Raw genomic sequence first — 18,225 nt, forward strand, 5'->3', positions numbered from 1 at the left:
CCATGGCGAGGGGAGTCCATGTCACTGCTGAAAGTCGGCGAACTCGCCAAGCGGAGCGGCCTCACCGTTCGCACCTTGCACCACTACGACGAAATCGGCCTGCTCGTGCCTTCCGTGCGCTCGGAAAGCGGCTACCGGCTGTACGACCGCGCCGACGTCGCACGACTGCATGCCATCCAGGCCCTGCGCAAGCTGGGCCTGCCGCTGTCGGAAGTGGGCGAGATGCTGGCCTGCGACGGCGCCACGCTGCCGGCCATCGTCGAGCGGCAGATCCAGGCGCTGGACCGCGAGATCGAGCAGGCCAGCGAACTGCGCGCGCGGTTGACGCTGGTGCAGGCCGCCATGGCCACCGGCAGCACGCCCAGCGTCAGCGACTGGCTGGACACGCTGTCGCTCATGTCCACCTACGGCAAGTACTTCGCAGCCGACGAGCTCAAGACCATCCTGCAGAACTTGAAGCGCATGGAGTCGGAATGGCAGCCGCTGACGGCGCAGATCCGCGAGCAGATGGCGCTGGGCGTGCCCCCGACCGACCTCAGCGTCCAGCCCTTGGCGCGCCGCTGGATGGACCTCTCGATCCGCTGGATGGAAGGCGACATGGACCGCCTGATCCGCTGGGGCCGCATGTACCGCGAGGAAGTGCAGGCGCGTGGGCGGCACGGCATCGACCTGGACGTCATCGACTACATCGGCAAGGCCGTCGAGATGCGCTTGGCGGCGCTGCACCGGCATCTCTCGCCGGAAGACGTTGCGCGGATGGACAAGACCCTGGATCCGCAATGCCGCCAATATGCCGCTGAGCTCCGGGTGCTGATGGATGAGGGCCTGCGCCCCGATTCGCCGAAGGCGCGCGAGATGGCGCAGCGCTGGTTCGAACTCATGAACCGCATGGTCCGCGGCGACGCGGACCTCCAGGCCCGGCTGGTGAAGGCCTTCGACACCGAACCGCTGCTGCGCGAGGGGGCGGTGCTCAGCCAACAGCAGCGCGAGTTCATCCGCCAGGCCATGGCCGACCTGCAGCAGCCGCGGGAAACCGAGAAAGGACTTGACCCTCACACCACGTGAGCCCCGAGAGTCGTGGACAGACCCTCTTTCTGATGCGATCAACCAGGAGTGCCGATGAACACGACGTCCGACATCAACATCATCCAGACCGGCGAACCCAGCCGCTCCGCCTTGCGCGTGGCCACGCTGCGCGGGGCGCATCAGCTGCTGGACGAACCCATCGTCTTCGAGGATCCGGTGGCGCTGCCCATCCTCGGCGCGGCACTCGAAGCACAGGTGCGCGAAGACCCCTTCCAGTACAACGACCCGCTGTCGCGCGGGCTGCGCGCGGCCCTGGTGGTGCGCAGCCGCGCGGCCGAAGATGAACTGGCTCGGGCGGTGAAGGCCGGCGTGAGGCAGTACGTGGTGCTGGGCGCGGGGCTGGACACCTTCGCCTACCGCAACGTCCACACGCCGCAGGGGCTGATGGTCTACGAGGTGGACCATCCGTCCACGCAGGTGTGGAAGCAGAGGCAACTTGCCGAGACCGGCATCCGCGTGCCCGATTCGATGCGCTTCGTGCCGGTGGATTTCGAGCGCGACAGCCTGGGCGAGCAGCTCGCGGCATCAGGTCTGCGCATGGACCAGCCGACCTGCTTCTCATGGCTGGGCGTGACGGTGTACTTGGAGCGCGAGGCAGTGATCAACACCCTGCGTTTCGTGGCCGGCATGCCCGCAGGCAGCAGCGTGACTTTCGACTACCGCGCGCCGCCCGCGACGCTGAATCCGATCGAGCGGGTGATCGATGAATACCTGCGGCGCATCATCACCGACGAGGGTGAGCCGTGGAAATGCCACTTCGACCCGGTGCCGTTCCAGGCGGAACTGAACGCGCTCGGGTTCACGTCGATCAAGAGCTGGGATGCGGCGGATCTGAACGCGCGGTACCTGGCGCGGCGCAAGGATGGGTTGAGGACGGGCGGAGCGTTCCGCGTGATGTGTGCAGGGGTGTGAGCCGGTGGACAGCCCTGCAGCCCCCACCTACTACCACGGCACGAAAGCCGACCTGACCGTGGGAGACCTGATCGAACCAGGCTTCGATTCCAACTACGGAAGCCGGAAGCAGGCGAATTTCGTCTACCTGAGCGCCACGCTGGATGCGGCCATCTGGGGCGCCGAGCTGGCCGTCGGCACAGGGCGGGGCCGGATCTACATCGTCGAACCAACCGGTCCCATCGAAGACGACCCCAATCTGACGAACAAGCGGTATCCCGGCAACCCCACACAGTCCTACCGTTCCCGGGATCCGTTTCGAGTCGTCGGCGAGGTCACCGATTGGAAGGGGCACTCCGCCGAACGGCTCAAGGAAATGCGCGACCACCTTGAGAAACTCAAGCAGCGTGGTGTCGAGGCCATCGAGGAGTGAGGATGCTCACGCCAGCATCGGCACCAGATCCGGATCCCCCTTGGCCATCGCGCGCCGATACGCCGGCCGCTCGCCGATGCGTTGCAGGTAGGCGCGGATGTTCGGCCAGGGCGCCAGATCCAGGGGCTGGAACAGCCGCATCGTCGTGAGCGAGAACACGCTCATGATGTCGGCCGCGGTGAACTCGCGTCCCGCGAGGTAGGGGACGCGGCCCAGGCGTTCCTCCAGCAGGGCCACGATCCGGTCGAGCCGGCCTCGCACCGATGCCAGCACCGGATGGTCCGCAGGAAGCTGAAGCCGGCTGAGGAACATCACGCGACCCATCGCCGGCTGCAGGTTGCCGTTGGCGAAATGGAACCAGTAGAGAAAGTCTGCGTAGTCCGGATGCTCGGGCCCGGGCTTGAGTCGGCCGCCACCGTGCTTCACGATGATGTACTCGACGATCGCAGCCGACTCGGCCAGTTGCAGGTCACCGTCTTCGATCAAGGGCGCGGCGCCCAGAGGATGCAGCGCCTTGAGCTCGGGCGGTGACAGCAAGGTGACCGGGTCCCGCGTGTAGTGCCGAAGTTCGTACGCAAGGCCCAGCTCTTCGCAAAGCCAGATGATGCGTTCGGACTGGGCGTGTCCGAGGTGATGGATTCTGATCATGGGGTGTCCAGGGGTCGGTGGTTTCAATGGTCGCGCTCATGGCCACGCACGGCGGTCGGCGCGAAGCCGAAGCGCTGGCGGAATCGAACGGCAAAGCGAGAAGGCGATTCGTAGCCCACCGAGAGCGCGATGTCGGACACGGGCTGCGCCGTGGCCTGAAGCAGCGTGAGCGCGGTGGACATGCGGGCGTCCACCAGCAGCTCAGTGAGCGACGTGTTTTCCGCGGCCAGGCGGCGAAGCAGCGTCGCCTCCGACAAGGCCAGTTCGCTGGCCACGCGGTCCGCGGTCCATGCACCTTCCAGGCGACCCGCGATCAATGCGCGGACCTTGACCGAGACGCTCGGGTTGGCAGGTGAACTGCGCAAGACGATGCCGTCTTCCAGCAACCAGTGCATGACTTCGAGCGCCCTCTGGCGCGCGATGGCGTCCGGAATTCCTGCGGCAGGTGCCAGTGCCTGGCGGGCGTTCTCGAACGCACCCGCCAGGCCCTGCGGCACATGGGACAGCAGTCGAGCCGCCGCCGAAGCGCGGCCAGGAAGCTCGACCTGCCCCGCTCTTGCGAGGTAGTAGGCGTCATCGAGCAAGGCCGGGTCAAAGAGCAGCCAGCGGGCTTCGTAGTGGCTGCCGTCGGGCACCGAGTTCGTGAAGTCGACGGTCTGGTTGCCCGCGATCACGATGCCCTGGCCGCGAAACGCCCGGACGCCGCTGCCGCGCTCTACCTTCACGGCCTTGATGCCTCTGTCGACGAGGATCAAGGTCGGGTACTCCACGCGGACGCGAAGAATCTCCAGCCCGCGGCCTTGCAGGATGTGGGCAGCGACGCCCACACCCGGCCGGACGTTGAGCTCCCGGGCGAGCGCCGAAGCATCCGGCGGCGTGACGATGCGTTCGTTCAACGCGAGCCCTGTGCGGTGAAGGTGGCCTTGCCCACCGTGTGGCCCAGCATCATGAAGGCCAGCAAGGCCGGCGTCGCGGTGGGAGGCAGGTCGAGCCGGGGCACGTCGAGTGCCGTCACGGTGATGACGTAGCGATGCGTCTGGCCCGGCGGCGGCAGCGGGCCGCCATAGCCGGGCACGCCCATGTCGGTGTTGACCTGGACGGCGCCTGCCGGAAGCGATGCGGGATTGGTTCCGGCGCCACGTGCCAATGCATTGGCCGTCGACGGAATGTTCGCAACGACCCAATGCCACCAGCCGCTGCCCGTCGGCGCATCGGGGTCGTACATGGTGACGACGAAGCTCTTCGCGCTGGCCGGCGCGCCACGCCATTCGATCTGCGGCGAGATGTTGTCGCCCGGCCCGCCCATGATGTTGGCGAACTGGGCTCGTGCGACCTTGCCGTCCGCCATGTCGGGGCTGCTGACGGCGAAGGCGGCAGCACCACCGCCGCCATCCGCGACGATGCCGGCCAGGGGAAGCAAGAGGGAAGTGATGATTTCAAGCATGTCCGTGCTGGTGAGTGGGAACACGGTCAGTCTAGGTTTCGATGCACTTGGGTTCAGTGCCATGCCAGTCGACTTTCGTGCCGTTCCGATCGAATTGCCATGGCTTGATGACACGACCCCTCAGCACCATCACGCTGGCTGGTCCGATGAGAACCAATCCCTCGGCGCCCCGTCATCACACCTCTTGCACTTGAGCACCTGCCCCAACACCTTCGCCCGCCCCTCGGGTGTCACCACCCAGGGCCGGTTGATCCACGGCGGGTTGTGGCGCACATGCTGGTTGTGGCCGCACTCCAGCTCGGCCACCCAGTCGTTCTCTTCATCGAGATGAAAGCCGACGATCTTTCGTTCCATGGTCAGCGAGGTCCCCTCAACCCAATGCAGTTGCCCCACGGGTCGAGAACCTGTCCCATGCGCATGCCATCCTCGATGTCCATGGGACCACGATAGGCACGAGCGCCCAGGGCAACGATTCGTGCCAAGGCTTCATCAAAGGCTGTCACGCGCCAATACACCACGCTGCCACGAGCACCGGCGCCAACCTTTTCATCGGCGGGCACCAATTCGAGCTGCACGCCATCGACATCCAGACATCTGAACCGATGCGGCTCGGCAACATGCTTGAGCACGGCAGACGGGAAGGCTTGCCGATACCAAGCCAACGCCGCATCGGGATCAGCAACGTGGACCATCACCGCCATCACGGGCCCAGGCACAAGGTCGCTCATGCGCTGTTCTCCGTCCCGATCAAGGCAAGGGAATGAATTCCTTGTTGTCATTCGGCGGCAAGGCCATGCGCCCCGCCTTCCAATCCGCCTTGGCCTGCTCGATGCGCTCCAGGCGCGAGGACACGAAGTTCCAGAAGATGTGGCGCTCGCCCACCGGCTCGCCGCCCAGCAGCATCACGGTGGAGGGCTCCAGCGCCTTCAGGCTCTGCAGGCTGCCTGCCGTCACCACCAGCATCTGCCCGGGCACGTAGGCATGGCCGCCCATCTCGACGCGTCCCTTCACCACATACGCCGCGCGCTCGGTGTGGCCCTTGGGCATGCCAAGCTGCGCCCCGGCATCCAGTTCCACATGCACATAGAACAGCGGCGAATGCGTGCGCACCGGACTGCGCAGGCCGAACGCCTCGCCCGCGATCACGCGCATCCACACACCGCTTTCGCGTGCCTCGGGCAGCACCTGCATGGCGTAGTGGTCGAATGCCGGCTCGGTCTCCTCATGCTCCACGGGCAGCGCCACCCACGACTGCAGCAGCTCCAGCCCCGTGCCGGAGAACGCCGCCGGGTCCTCGAACCGTTCGGAGTGCGAGATGCCCTTGCCCGCCGTCATCCAGTTGACGTCGCCGGGACGGATGATCTGCTCCTTGCCCAGGCTGTCGCGGTGGGTCACCGCGCCGCCCAGCAGGTAGCTCACCGTCGACAGGCCGATGTGCGGATGCGGCCTCACGTCCGCCTGGCGCGCCGATTCGGGCGGGAGTTTCACCGGGCCGGCATGGTCCAGGAAGATGAAGGGCCCAACCATGCGCCGCTTGGCAAACGGCAGGATGCGGCGGACCAGCAATCCATGGCCGAGATCGGCATGGCGGGCATCGATGACGGTGTCGAGCATGGCGTGTTCCTTGCGTGGCAAACCGCAGCCTACCGCAGCGCACGACCCGGCACCGCGATGGGTCATTGCACGGTGCGTGGCGCGACGCTTCCTAGAATGGTTTGAGTTGCCGATGCAGGAGAAACGCATGAGTTCACACGACATCGCCAAGACGGGCACCGAGCTGATCGACGCCGATGAGCAGGCCCTGGAACCGGCCTCACCCTTCAAGGCCTGGAACCCCTTCTTCAGTTTCCACTACAGCGTCACCGAATGGAGTTCCGAAGGCGGTCGCACGCAGGTGCGTTCGCAGCGGACCACGTTCAGCAACGGCAAGCTGCGCACCGAGCGCTTCCAGGGCGAGGCCGAAGGCGGCGTCTACGACAGCATGGTGGAGCAGATGCAGCGCCAGGCCGCGACGCAGGTCGAGCTGATGATGAAGGCATTCACCTGGTTCCTGCCGCAGGCCGTGCGCGAGCGCCTCAAGAGCGACTGATCACCAGTTCGTCCCACCCGGTTGCCTCGTCGCGCTCGCGGGTGAAGCGCCACCCAGGCAGCACGGCCAGCAGCACCTCGGCGGTGGTGCGCACGGTGCAGCCAGGGCCGACGTGCCCGCCCAGCACGCTGCCGTCGGCGCGCGACACGCTGATGTGCAGGTGCGTGGCCGTGGGGGTGACGCTGCCCGACAAGGTGAGGATCTCCAGGTCTTCCTCAAGGCTCAGCGATTCCTGCGCCCCCGCCATGCGCAGCTGCGCGAGTGCGAGGCTGCCGATGCCGCTCACCACGAACGCCGCCTGCGCGCCATCGGCCGCCAGAGCTTCCTGCAGGGCCAGGCGCAGGTCCTGGCCCGGTGTCAGTCGCAGCGGCAAGGCGCGCATGGCCACTCAGGGCAGGCGAGGCTTGATCTTGCCGGCGGCTTCCTTCGCACGGGTCCTCGCGGTCTCCACGTCCGCATCGAACGCGAGGGCCACGCCCATGCGGCGCTTCGTGAAGCTTTCGGGCTTGCCGAACAGGCGCACGTCGGTGTTGGGCACGCGCAGCGCTTCGGCCACGCCGTCGAACACCACGCCCTTGCCTTCGACGCCGCCATAGACCACCGCACTCGCGCCCGGGCTCTTGAGCGCCGTGTTCACCGGCAGGCCGAGGATGGCGCGCGCATGCAGCTCGAACTCGTTCTGCCATTGCGTGCACATCGTCACCATGCCGGTGTCGTGCGGACGCGGGCTCACCTCGCTGAACCACACTTCGTCGCCCTTGACGAACAGCTCCACGCCGAAGATGCCCTGGCCACCCAGGTTGTCGGTCACGGCCTTGGCGATCTCGCGCGAGCGCTGCAAGGCCTTGCTGGCCATCGGGTGCGGCTGCCAGCTTTCCACGTAGTCGCCGCTGACCTGGATGTGGCCGATGGGTTCGCAGAAGTGCGTCTCGACCAGTCCATCCGCACCCACTGCACGCACGGTGAGCTGCGTGATCTCGTAGTCGAAGTCGATGAAACCTTCGACGATGACGCGGCCGTGGCTCACGCGGCCGCCGGCCATGGCGTAGTCCCAGGCCTTCTTCACGTCGGCCGGTCCGTCGATCTTGCTCTGGCCCTTGCCGGAGCTGCTCATCACCGGCTTGACGATGCAGGGGTAGCCGATGCCGCCGTCGATCGCGGCCTGCAGCTCGTCCAGCGAATCGCAGAACTTGTACGGGCTGGTGGGCAGCTTCAGCGTCTCGGCCGCGAGGCGGCGGATGCCTTCGCGGTCCATGGTGAGGCGTGCCGCACGTGCCGTGGGAATCACGCGCACCACGCCGCGCGCTTCGAGCTCTTCGAGCATGGGCGTGGCGATGGCCTCGATCTCGGGCACGACCACCATCGGCTTCTCGGTCTCGATCAGCGTGCGCAAGGCGGCCGGGTCGCTCATCGCGATGGTGCGGGCGTGATGCGCCACCTGCTGGCCGGGTGCGTTCTCGTAGCGGTCGACCGCGATGGTCTCCACGCCCAGGCGCTGCAAGGCGATGAGCACTTCCTTGCCGAGTTCGCCGGCGCCCAGGAGCATGACGCGGGTGGCGGTGGGGGACAGTGGTGTGCCGAGGGTCGGTGTTGTCATGGTCATGTCGTCGATTCAATCCACGGGAAAGGGCATGGCCTTGGGCAGCGGCTTCTTCGCCTCGTCCTCAGGCAGGCCGGGACCTTCCATCGTATCCACCCCGCGCCACCACGGCGTCACGCGGTCCACCGTCGAGGGTTCCACCGCTTCGCCCAGCTGCGGCAGCACGAGCTGCACGCCCTGCCTGGGCGCCTGCTCGAAGAGGGTCTGCACCGGCTGGTCCCAGGCATGCAGGGCCAGGCTGAAGGTGCCCCAGTGCACCGGCAGGAAGGCCCCGCCGCCCAGCAGCTGCAAGGCCTTCAGTGCGTTCTCAGGCCCCAGGTGGATGTCGCCCCACGACGGATGGAAGGCGCCGACCTCCAGCATCACGAGGTCGAAGGGCCCGAGCCGTTCGCGGATGACCTCGTACTCGGTCGTGAGGCCCGTGTCGCCACTGAAGAACACCTTGTGCCGGGGCGTGTGGATGACCATGGAGGACCACAGCGTGCTGTTGCGGTCCTTCAGCCCCCGCCCCGAGAAGTGCTGCGACGGCGCGGCCGTGATGCTCAGCTCCGCCTTGGGCGAACGCCAGCTCTCCCACCAGTCCAGCTCGGTGATGAGCGAAGGCCGCACACCGAAGGCCTCCAGGTGCGCGCCGACGCCCAGCGAAGTGACGAAGGGCACGTCCATGCGTGCCATCTCGCGGATGGTGGGGTAGTCGAGGTGGTCGTAGTGGTCGTGCGAGACGATCACTGCATCCAGCGGCGGCAACTCGCGCAGCGCCACAGGCACGGGTTGGAAGCGCTTGGGGCCTGCGAGGGTGGAAGGCGAGGCACGCAGTCCCCACACCGGGTCGGTCAACACGCGCAGGCCGTCGATCTCGACGAGCACGGTGGAGTGGCCGAGCCACGTGGCACGCAGGCCGGTGGATGGGGCGCGGAGCCAGGTGTCCAGCGGGTTCAGCGAGGGCAAGGGACCCTTGGGCACGCGCCGCACGCCACCGCACAGGAATTCGCTGATGGCCACCTTCTGCGACGGATCGCGCAGGCCGGGCAGCACGGGATGCACGTTGCGGAAACCCTCGCCCGCCCACCGTGGCGAGGCCTTCATGCGCTCCAGGCGCTCACCCTCGGGTCGCTTGCCGAATGACTTCATGGTGGCGGCAGTGTGCCACCGTGGGGTTCAGCCGACTGCGGTGATTCGGAAATCCGCAGTCGTGGTGGCGGCGTAGTCGGCGCGGCGCTCGGCCGGCTTCATGCGGTCGGACAGATCGGGCTGCGCACGCAGGCGGCCCATCAGGTGGCGGGCGCGGGCTTCCAGCCAGCGGGTCATGCAGCCCATCAGGAACAGGCCCAGGAACTGCCCACCCTGGCGCAGGGCCACGCGCAGCCCGGCCAGGTCGCGCGCGGCGATCGCGGCCTTCGCGTCGTGGCGGAACAGGCGAGAGCCGCAGGTCCACAGGAAGCGGTTGGTGAGGCGCCCTGTCTCCTGCTGCTGGGACTCCAGATAGGCATCCGTCAGCAGCTCGGCGGGATAGACGCGCGCGTCGCGGAAGTTGGCGGGGTAGCCGGCGATTCGAGCCACCAGCGTGGCTCGGCCGTCCACCTGCACGTGGGTCATGTCCAGCACGCGCTCGTCGTCGAGCAGCACGGCCCAGTGGTCGACGTAGTTGCGGTCGTCCGTCACCGACCACTTGATCAGGCGCGACTCCACGCCGTAGAACTGCCTGGCCGCCAGCGCAAAGTCCAGCGAGACCGACAGGCAATGGCCGGCGGCCTCCTCCTGCGTGGTCAACTGCAGCCGTTCAGCGAGCGAGATCAGCCGTTTGGAGTTGATGTTGTGCAGAGTGGCCATGTTTGTGCAAATGGACTGGATGCGCCGTGGAGTCTGCCGGCATCTCCCGCAAAACGCGCGTGCATTCCGCACGCCTGACGATGTCCTGACGGGACATTTTTGCAGGTGGAGCACGCCTGACCCGTCGCCCGGGCGTCGTTTGGGAATTCATTCCCTTTTCTGAAGCGAATCCGCCAGGCCTGTGCGATTCGCCTCCACGTTGGTGCCGAGGTCATTACCGCCGGTTGCGCAAGATTGCCTTTGGAGACGAAGGTGCACAGCCGGGGTGCCGATTGCACGGCATCCGCACACTGGCCGGCCATTCGGGCCTCGACTCAGGGTTAGCCCGGAATTTGCAAGAGCAGTCCCCATGACGGCTGCCCAGATCTTCATTCTCTTGCGCGCCCGCTGGCGCTTTGCAGTGCTCGTGCTGCTGGCGGTGGTGTCCCTCACGGCCGCCATCAGCCTGCTGCGCACACCCCAATACACCGCGACGGCCTCGGTGGTGCTGGACGTGAAATCGCCCGACCCCATCGCCGGCGTGGTGCTGCCGGGCCTCACCACCGTGGGCTACATGGCCACGCAGATGGGCGTGCTGCAAAGCGAACGCGTCGCGCTGGGCGCGATCCGCCGGCTCAAGCTCGAGCAGGACCCCGATTACCAGCAGAAATGGCGTGAGGCCACGGACGGACGCGGGGACTTCAAGTCCTGGCTGTCGGAGCGGCTGCTGCGCAAGCTCGACGCCTCGCCGGGACGCGATTCGAACGTGATCATGGTGGGCTACACCGCGCCCGACCCGGCCTTCGCTGCCGCCGTGGCCAATGCCTTCGTCGAGTCCTACATCGAGACCACGCTGGAACTGCGTGTCGAACCGGCCAAGCAGTACACCTCGATCTTCGACACCCGCGGCAAGCAACTGCGCGACGAGCTGGAGCGCGCCCAACAGAAGCTGTCGGAATACCAACAGAAGAACGGTGTGATCGTCGCCAGCGAGGAGCGGCTGGATGTGGAGAACCAGCGCCTGCAGGAACTCACCTCGCAGCTGGTGCTGATGCAAGGCGTGGCCACCGAATCGGGCAGCCGACAGGGCCAGTCGGTGACGCGGCCTGAGAAACTGCCCGAAGTCCTGACCAATCCGCTGCTCATCGGCCTGAGCACCGAGATGTCCAAGCAGGAGTCGCGGCTGCACGAGCTCACCGAACGCCTGGGCGACAACCACCCCGACGTGCTGGAGCTGCGCTCCAACATCGTCCAGCTCCGCAAGCGCATCGACGAAGAGACCAAGCGCGTGGCCGGCAGCCTGACGGTGACCAACGACGTGAACCAGACGCGCCTGGCCCAGGCCCGGCAGGCCGTGTCGGAGCAGCGCGCCAAGCTGCTGCAGCTCAAGACACAACGCGACGAGGCCGCGGTGCTTCAACGCGACGTGGAGAACGCGCAGCGCTCCTACGAGGCCGTGCAGACGCGCGCCAACCAGTCCAGCGTCGAAAGCCAGACCACGCAGACCAACGTGTCGGTGCTCAAGCACGCCACCACGCCCGCCCTGCCCTCGGCGCCCAAGCTGGTGCTGAACCTCACCGTGGCGGTGCTGGTGGGCCTGCTGCTGGCGGTGGCCGCCGCCGTGCTGCGCGAGAAGCGCGACCAGCGCCTGCGCACCGAGCGCGACGTGGTGGAGCTGCTCAAGCAGCCCATGCTGGGCGTGCTGAGTTCGCACCGGAAGGCCAAAGCCGTGAGCCCGTACCGCCTGCGATGGATGTCGCACCTGGCGCGCGTGCTCCCCCCTCCCGCCACGAACGGGTGATGCAATGAAGACTCAGACCTACACGGGCACCCCGGGCGCCCCGCCGCGACTGACCGACGAGCCGATGGCCCGCATCGTCGACCGCTCCATCGGTGACCTGCTGCGCGAGGTGCGCGAGATCGACGACGCGCAGGTGGAGCAGATCCTGCGCTTCTCGCGCGACCACCGCGTGCGCTTCGGCGAAGCGGCCATCTCCCTGAAGCTGGCCAGCAGCGGCGACGTGCTGTGGGCGCTGTCGCAGCAGTTCCACTACCCCTGCGCCACCGAAGACGACGCCGTCGCACTGAGCGAAGAGCTGGTGATGGCGCGCGACCCCTTCAGCGACCAGGCCGAGACCTTTCGCGACATCCGCAGCCAGCTCATCATGGGCGTGCTGTCGCCCGACCAGCCGCGGCGTGCACTCGCCGTGCTCAGCCCCAACGTGGGCGACGGCAAGACCTACTTCGCGGCCAACCTCGCGGTGGCCTTCAGCCAGCTGGGCGCGCGCACGCTGCTGGTGGATGCGGACATGCGCACGCCGCGCCAGCACGACATCTTCAGCGTGGCCGGCCGCGCGGGCCTGAGCAACATCCTCGCAGGCCGGGCGGAGGCGGACGTGATCCACCAGTCCAGCGCCCTGCCCAGCCTGTACGTGCTGCCGGTGGGAACGCTGCCGCCCAACCCGCTGGAGCTGGTGCAGCGCTCGGCCTTCGGCCTGCTGATGCGCGAGCTGCTGGGCAAGTTCGACCACATCGTGGTGGACACGCCCGCCGCCTGCCATGGGGCCGATGCGCGCGTGCTGGCCGCCAAGTGCGGCGCGGGCATGGTCATCGGCCGGCGCAACACGACCCGCATGGACGCGATGCAGACGCTCATCTCGCAAGTGTCCAAGAGCGAAGCCAAGCTGGCCGGGGTGCTGATCAATGAGCACTGAGGCCGTGCGCAACATCCTGGTCGTCATCCCCACCCTCAATGAAGCCCGCGGCATCGAAGCCGTGGTGAATGCCTTGCATGAGGACCTGCCCGCCGACGCCCGCGTGTCGATGGTGGTGGTGGACGGCGGCAGCACCGACGGCACGGTGGGCATCGTGCAGCGGCTGTCGCACAAGCGGCCGCTGCTGTCGGTGATGCACAACGACAAGCGCATCCAGAGCGCCGCGGTGAACCTGGCGGCGCGCACTGCCGGCCACGATGCCGACGTGCTCGTGCGCTGCGACGCGCACGCGGTCTACCCTCGCGGCTACGTGCGCCAGCTGGTCGAGACGCTGGACCGCACGCAGGCCGATGCGGTCGTGGTACCGATGGATTCCACCGGCCACAGCTGCCTGCAGCGCGCGGTGGCCTGGGTGTCGGACACGCCGGTCGGCTCGGGCGGTTCCGCACACCGCGGCGGCAGGCGCAGCGGCTTCATCGACCATGGCCACCATGCCGCCTTCCGCATGGCGAGCTTCCGACGTGCCGGCGGCTACGACGAGAGCTTCACGCACAACGAGGACGCGGAACTGGACTGCCGCCAGCGACGCCTGGGCAGCCGGCTGTACCTCGATGCGGACATCCGCCTGGGCTACCACCCGCGCGATTCCTTCCGGGGCCTGGCGCGGCAGTACTTCGCCTACGGACGCGGACGCTCGCGCACCGTGAGGCGGCATCCCGGCTCGATGCGCGCGCGGCAACTGGCGCTGCCGGTGCACTTCGCGCTGTCGGCCGCATGCCTGCTGCTCGCCGCCTGGCTGCCCTGGCTGCTGCTGTGGCCGGCGCTGTATGTGGCCGTGCTCGGCGCCACGTCACTGGGCCTGGCCTTCAAGCACCAATCGCCCTGCGGGCTGCTGGCCGGCCCGGCCGCGGCCACCATGCACGCGGCCTGGGCGCTGGGCTTCCTGCTCGGACTGGCCACGCTGCGCGAACAACCCTGGCACGCGAGCATGGCGCGCGGGCTGGATGCACCGGGGGCCGCGTCATGAGCAACGCCCGGCCGCCCGAAGGCGCTCGCACCGCAGTGCGCAGCACGGAGGTTACCCAATGAGCGAATCCGCCAAGCTCGATGTGATGCTGGTGGACCCCTCGCTGTTCACCCCGCCCTACGACGCCGCGCTCACGCAAGGCCTGGTCGCCAACGGCATCGCGCCGATGTGGATGACCCGGCCCACGCGCCGCGCCGACCGGCAGGAGCTGCCGCTGCCCCTCACCGACCCGTTCTTCTACCGCCGCACCGACGAGGCCTCCTGGATTCCCGACAAGCTCAAGCCGGTCGCCAAGGGCATCGCCCACTTCGCGGGCCTGGTGAAGCTGCTGGCCAAGGTGCGCCGGCACAAGCCGGACGTGGTGCACTTCCAGTGGATCGTGGTGCCGCCGCTGGACGTGATCGCGATGGCGCTCATCCGGCGCTGGTGCCCGCTGGTGCTCACGGTGCACGACACCGTGCCCTACAACGGCCAGAAGATGTCGTGGCTTCAGCGCTTCGGGCACGACACGCCGATGAAGTGCGCGCATCAGCTCATCGTGCACACCCGCTCAGGCCGGCAGGCCCTGCTGGACCGCGGCGTGCCCGAGCACAAGATCACCGTGATCCCGCATGGGCCGCTGCAGCTGAGCGTTCCCGCGCCACCGGCGCGTGCCACACGCGACCCGCGCTGGACGGTGCTGCTCTTCGGCGAGATCAAGCCCTACAAGGGGCTGGACCTGCTGATCGAGGCCGTCGGCTCGCTGCCTGTGGAGGTGCGCCACGAGCTGCGCGTGATCGTGGCCGGGCGCCCGCGCATGGACATGGCGCCGCTGGTCGAGCGCATCGCCGAACTCGGGCTGCAGGAGCAGTTCGACATCCGCCCCCGCCGCCTGAGCGAGGAGGAGATGGCCGCGGTGTTCGCCGAGGCCGACAGCTTCGTGTTCCCGTACCGGCAGATCGACGCGAGCGGCGTGTACTTCCTCGTGAAGGGGCTGGGCAAGTGGTTGATCGCCAGCCGCGTGGGCATCTTCGCGGAAGACATGCACGAAGGTGTCGACGGCGCGCTGATCGCGAGCGAAGACATCGCCGAGCTGGCACGAGAACTCCAGGATGGCATCACCCGCCGGCCGCAACGCGCGCCGGTGCCGGTGGCCGATTCATGGACGGCCATCGGCCGGTCCACACGACAACTCTATCTGCAGGCGATCGCGGAACACCGCGGCGGGCAACGGGTCGGCGACGAAAGGAGTGCCGATGCATGAGCCGCCCCGACCATTGACCACCCGCCGCCAGGCCCTGCAACGCCTGCTCGCCGCCACCGGCCTGGCCGCGACGGTGGGCTGCGCGGACTCGGCCTCGCGCCATGGCCGCCTGCCCAAGCCGGACAGCGTGGACGAACCCGCGCCCATTCGCGGCAAGGGCTACAAGCTCGTGAAGGACTGGGACTTCGGTCGCAGCGTCACCAGCGTGGAGGCCATGCGCGAAGAGTTCTTCACGCGCTACATCTACAACAACGGCCAGCAGGACGCGCTCAACGACGAGTGGGAACGCTACCGCGACAACGACAACCACGTGTTCGAGGACGGCGCGCTGGCGCTGGTGGCACGCACGCCCGAAGGCGCCATTCGCGGCAAGATCGAGAGCGGCATGATCCGCTCCAAATGGTCCGGCCAGTACGGCTACTTCGAGGCGCGCATCAAGGTGCCCGACGGCCGCGGCATGTGGCCCGCGTTCTGGCTGAACCCGCAGGACGGCAAGTGGCCGCCGGAGATCGACATCCTGGAGGTCGTGAACAACGGCCGCGACACGACGCGCAACACCTTCCACTTCGTGCACAGCGGCGTGAAGGACGTGCTGCCGGTGGCCTCCTCGCTGCTGAACAACAACAAGACCTACAAGCCCGGCACCGACTTCAAGGACGACTACCACACCTACTCCGCCGAATGGCTGCCCGACCGCGTGCGGCACTACGTGGACGACGTGCTGGTGGTGGACCGCGAGTTCAAGTGGGTGCACCGCGACGGCTCCGATGGCGGCGCAGCACACGTGCTGCTGAACCTCGCGGTGGGCGGCGCCTGGCCGGGCCGGCCTGACCCGGCGGCATTCCCGGCCAAGCTGATGGTGAAGTACGTGCGGGTGTGGCAACGGTGAGGCAGCGGTGAGCCTGGCTGTCGCCCTGCCGTCGAGCGAAGCGCAATTCACGCCGCGCTTCAATGCCATCGCGGTGGCGTTCGTCTTCGCGCTGCTGGCACTGACGCTGCTGGACCGTTTCGGCCTGGCGGTCAGCGCGACCTTCTCCGTGCACCCCACGCTGATCGCGATGTACGGCCTCGTCGCCGCGATGACGATCGGCAACGCCGGACGCATCCACCCCGGCATGGGCCTGTTGTACGTGGGGGTCGTGACGGTCAGCGGCATGAGCCTCGTGACCAACGCGTCCTTCGACTACCGGCAGGTGGCCTCGGTCGGGTCCTGGCTGCTGCTGGCGGTGATGTACCTGCCATTCATCATGGTGCAGGACGCCAAGGCCGACAGCACCGAAGCCTGGCAGCGCGCGATGCGGCTGTTCGTGGCGTTCATGCTGGCCATCGCCGTCGCCGGCATCGCGCAGTACTTCGGGCAATACGCCATCCACGCGCCCTGGCTCTTCGACTTCACGCCCTACATCCCGGCGTCCATCCGCAGCTCGGGCACCTACAACACCACCAACGTGGTCGGCGAGCACATCAAGTCCAACGGCTTCTTCCTGCGCGAAGCCTCGGGCTTCTCGTTCTACATGGCCTTCGCGCTGATGGTGGAGACCACGCTGGCCAAGCGCAAGTGGGTGATGGCCACGCTGGCGCTCGCGCTGGTGCTGTCGTATTCCGGCTCGGGCCTGCTCGCGCTGGCGGTGGCAATGCTGTTCCCGCTCGGGCAGCGCACGCTGTGGCGCGTCACCGCCGCCGCGGTCGTGGGCTGTGCGGTGGTGCTGGTGTTCGGCGAGGCGCTGAACATCCAGTACACGCTGGACCGCATCGGCGAATTCGGCTCCGACCGCAGCAGCGCCTACTGCCGATTCATCGCGCCGGGCAAGCTGGTGCTGGAGCAGATCGACTCCAACCTGTGGAGCACGCTGCTGGGCCACGGGCCGGGCACCACCCAGAAGATGTTCGACGTGTGCGAGACCACCTACGGCAAGCTGGTCTTCGAATACGGCCTGCTGGGCATGCTGGCCTTCGGCGCGCTCATCGTCGCGGCCATCCATCGCTCGCAAGTGCCCATCCGCCTGCGCGTGGCGCTCATGCTGCAGTGGCTGCTGCTGGGCGGCAACCTGCTGGCACCGGAATCGCTTCTGCTCATCTTCATCACCTGCGCGATGTGGCCCCGGCTCACCGCGCCGGACCCTTCCACCACGAAAGGCAGTACCGCATGGGCAACGACCATCCCACACTGAGCGTGGTCATCACCTGCTTCAACTACGAGCGCTACGTGGGTGACGCCATCCTCAGCGCGCTGACGCAGACCGTGCCGCCCGACGAGATCGTGGTGGTGAACGACGGCTCCACCGACGGCTCGGCGGGCGTGCTGGCTGCCTTCGGCGACCGCATCCGCGTGGTGAGCCAGGCCAACGCCGGGCAGATCGCGGCACTGAACAACGGCTATGCGCACGCAAGGGGAGACATCGTGCTCTTCCTCGATGCGGACGACCTGCTTCATCGAGAAGCGCTTGAAGCGGTGCACCGCGCCTGGCGCCCCGGCTGCACCAAGGTGCAGTTCGAACTGGAGGTCATCAACGGCCAGGGCGAGATGCTGGGGCGGCGCTTTTGCAACTACGTGCAGCCGTATGGGCCGGAAGAGATCCGCCGCGAGTTCGACCGCTTCGGCACCTACGTGTGGCCGGTGCTCACGGGCAATGCCTACTCGCGCAGCTTCCTGGACCTGGTGATGCCGCTCACCGTGAAGAAGGCCCCCGACGGCCTGCTGAACACCGTCGCGCCGCTGTACGGCGACGTGATGGTGGTGCCTCGCGCACTGGGCTACTACCGCCTGCACGATGCCAACCAGAGCTACCACGGCGCGGCCTCGGCCTCCATCGGCGAGCGCTTCGCCAAGCAGGTGGCGATCCGCGTGGTGGAGTTGCAGGCGCTGCGCGAGCATGCCGCCTCGCATGGTGTCGCGCTGCCCAAAGGCAACCTGCTGGACTACGACCTGCCTTCGGTCAACTACCGGCTGATGAACCGCAAGCTGGGCGAGCGCTACGAAGGCGACGAGGCCGACACCGCCGCCGGCCTGTGGCGCGCCGGCATGTCGCTGCTGCGAAAGCGCCCGCTGCCCGCGGCGCTCAAGCTCATGCACGCGGCCTGGCTCACCGCCTTGTTGTGCAGTCCGCGCTGGCTGGCACGGCCCTTGATTCTTCTTCGCTTCAGCCGCGCCGCGCTGGTACAGCCGGTGCGCCGCAAGTTCGCCGCCTGGTTCGGCACCGGCAAGACGCCTCACCCCAGTCCCTCGAGCCCGACCACCTGA

General features: G+C 67.6%; 21 protein-coding genes. 11 read left to right on the plus strand and 10 right to left on the minus strand.

Annotated features, from left to right (window positions below; translation table 11 throughout):
• Positions 1-18: 18 nt before the first annotated feature.
• Genes DZC73_RS05915 through arr form a run of 3 tightly spaced genes read left to right on the plus strand, consistent with a single transcriptional unit; the run spans position 19 to position 2,410 of the window.
• Complete coding sequence (locus DZC73_RS05915) at positions 19-1,065, plus strand: MerR family transcriptional regulator (RefSeq protein ID WP_161974469.1); 1,047 nt, start codon at positions 19-21, stop codon at positions 1,063-1,065.
• A gap of 54 nt (positions 1,066-1,119) precedes the next feature.
• On the plus strand, positions 1,120-1,998 hold the full coding sequence (locus tag DZC73_RS05920; RefSeq protein ID WP_124539227.1) for a class I SAM-dependent methyltransferase: 879 nt from the start codon (positions 1,120-1,122) through the stop codon (positions 1,996-1,998).
• A gap of 4 nt (positions 1,999-2,002) precedes the next feature.
• The gene (arr, locus tag DZC73_RS05925; protein WP_235835001.1) at positions 2,003-2,410 is read left to right on the plus strand and encodes an NAD(+)--rifampin ADP-ribosyltransferase; all 408 of its coding nucleotides are present in this window, start codon (positions 2,003-2,005) and stop codon (positions 2,408-2,410) included.
• 6 nt (positions 2,411-2,416) lie between these two features.
• Here the strand turns inward: arr and DZC73_RS05930 are convergent, their stop codons facing one another.
• From DZC73_RS05930 to DZC73_RS05955, 6 genes are all read right to left on the minus strand, one after another.
• Positions 2,417-3,058, minus strand: a complete 642-nt coding sequence (locus tag DZC73_RS05930) for a glutathione S-transferase family protein (protein WP_124539229.1) — start codon at positions 3,056-3,058, stop codon at positions 2,417-2,419.
• A 23-nt stretch (positions 3,059-3,081) separates the two neighbouring features.
• Positions 3,082-3,954: a helix-turn-helix transcriptional regulator gene (locus tag DZC73_RS05935; RefSeq protein WP_124539230.1), complete on the minus strand. Its 873-nt coding sequence runs from the start codon at positions 3,952-3,954 to the stop codon at positions 3,082-3,084.
• Positions 3,951-4,502, minus strand: a complete 552-nt coding sequence (locus DZC73_RS05940) for a YbhB/YbcL family Raf kinase inhibitor-like protein (RefSeq protein WP_124539231.1) — start codon at positions 4,500-4,502, stop codon at positions 3,951-3,953. Before DZC73_RS05940 ends, DZC73_RS05935 begins: the two co-directional genes overlap by 4 nt.
• Before the next feature lie 129 nt (positions 4,503-4,631).
• Positions 4,632-4,856, minus strand: coding sequence for a DUF3565 domain-containing protein (locus DZC73_RS05945; protein WP_124539232.1), 225 nt, complete (start codon positions 4,854-4,856; stop codon positions 4,632-4,634).
• Positions 4,857-4,858: 2 nt separating this feature from the next.
• Positions 4,859-5,230, minus strand: a complete 372-nt coding sequence (locus DZC73_RS05950) for a VOC family protein (protein ID WP_198414784.1) — start codon at positions 5,228-5,230, stop codon at positions 4,859-4,861.
• 19 nt (positions 5,231-5,249) lie between these two features.
• Positions 5,250-6,116 (minus strand): pirin family protein, encoded by an 867-nt coding sequence (locus DZC73_RS05955; protein WP_124539233.1) that lies wholly within the window; start codon positions 6,114-6,116, stop codon positions 5,250-5,252.
• A 127-nt stretch (positions 6,117-6,243) separates the two neighbouring features.
• On the opposite strand from DZC73_RS05955, the gene DZC73_RS05960 reads away from it, so the two are divergent.
• Positions 6,244-6,591: a hypothetical protein gene (locus tag DZC73_RS05960; RefSeq protein WP_124539234.1), complete on the plus strand. Its 348-nt coding sequence runs from the start codon at positions 6,244-6,246 to the stop codon at positions 6,589-6,591.
• Here the strand turns inward: DZC73_RS05960 and DZC73_RS05965 are convergent.
• The 4 genes from DZC73_RS05965 to DZC73_RS05980 are packed head-to-tail and all read right to left on the minus strand — an operon-like array spanning position 6,578 to position 10,021.
• Entirely contained in the window at positions 6,578-6,973 is a 396-nt protein-coding gene (locus DZC73_RS05965; protein WP_124539235.1) for a PPC domain-containing DNA-binding protein, read from the minus strand. The two genes, DZC73_RS05960 and DZC73_RS05965, sit on opposite strands and share 14 nt — an antisense overlap.
• Before the next feature lie 6 nt (positions 6,974-6,979).
• Positions 6,980-8,188 (minus strand): formate-dependent phosphoribosylglycinamide formyltransferase, encoded by a 1,209-nt coding sequence (gene purT / locus DZC73_RS05970; RefSeq protein WP_124539236.1) that lies wholly within the window; start codon positions 8,186-8,188, stop codon positions 6,980-6,982.
• Positions 8,189-8,203: 15 nt separating this feature from the next.
• Entirely contained in the window at positions 8,204-9,322 is a 1,119-nt protein-coding gene (locus DZC73_RS05975) for an MBL fold metallo-hydrolase (protein WP_124539237.1), read from the minus strand.
• Between the two features lie 27 nt (positions 9,323-9,349).
• Positions 9,350-10,021 carry a hypothetical protein gene (locus tag DZC73_RS05980; RefSeq protein WP_124539238.1) on the minus strand — a complete coding sequence of 224 codons (672 nt, stop codon included), beginning with the start codon at positions 10,019-10,021 and terminating at the stop codon, positions 9,350-9,352.
• Between the two features lie 349 nt (positions 10,022-10,370).
• Between DZC73_RS05980 and epsF the strand changes: the two genes are divergently transcribed.
• The 7 genes from epsF to DZC73_RS06015 are packed head-to-tail and all read left to right on the plus strand — an operon-like array spanning position 10,371 to position 18,225.
• Positions 10,371-11,801, plus strand: a complete 1,431-nt coding sequence (epsF, locus tag DZC73_RS05985) for a chain length determinant protein EpsF (RefSeq protein WP_124539239.1) — start codon at positions 10,371-10,373, stop codon at positions 11,799-11,801.
• Between the two features lie 4 nt (positions 11,802-11,805).
• Positions 11,806-12,714, plus strand: coding sequence for a polysaccharide biosynthesis tyrosine autokinase (locus DZC73_RS05990; RefSeq protein ID WP_124539240.1), 909 nt, complete (start codon positions 11,806-11,808; stop codon positions 12,712-12,714).
• The gene (locus tag DZC73_RS05995) at positions 12,704-13,741 is read left to right on the plus strand and encodes a glycosyltransferase family 2 protein (RefSeq protein WP_124539241.1); all 1,038 of its coding nucleotides are present in this window, start codon (positions 12,704-12,706) and stop codon (positions 13,739-13,741) included. The genes DZC73_RS05990 and DZC73_RS05995 overlap by 11 nt, the downstream gene beginning before the upstream one ends.
• Before the next feature lie 58 nt (positions 13,742-13,799).
• A complete protein-coding gene (locus DZC73_RS06000) occupies positions 13,800-14,984 on the plus strand; it encodes a glycosyltransferase (RefSeq protein WP_161974470.1) in 1,185 nt (394 codons plus the stop codon).
• Positions 14,977-15,873, plus strand: coding sequence for a glycoside hydrolase family 16 protein (locus DZC73_RS06005; protein ID WP_161974471.1), 897 nt, complete (start codon positions 14,977-14,979; stop codon positions 15,871-15,873). Before DZC73_RS06000 ends, DZC73_RS06005 begins: the two co-directional genes overlap by 8 nt.
• A gap of 7 nt (positions 15,874-15,880) precedes the next feature.
• Positions 15,881-17,155: a hypothetical protein gene (locus DZC73_RS06010; RefSeq protein ID WP_124539244.1), complete on the plus strand. Its 1,275-nt coding sequence runs from the start codon at positions 15,881-15,883 to the stop codon at positions 17,153-17,155.
• Positions 17,131-18,225, plus strand: a complete 1,095-nt coding sequence (locus tag DZC73_RS06015) for a glycosyltransferase family 2 protein (RefSeq protein ID WP_124539245.1) — start codon at positions 17,131-17,133, stop codon at positions 18,223-18,225. Before DZC73_RS06010 ends, DZC73_RS06015 begins: the two co-directional genes overlap by 25 nt.

The organism is Rhizobacter terrae, from assembly GCF_003852895.1.
In the GTDB taxonomy this organism is placed as follows: domain Bacteria; phylum Pseudomonadota; class Gammaproteobacteria; order Burkholderiales; family Burkholderiaceae_C; genus Albitalea; species Albitalea terrae.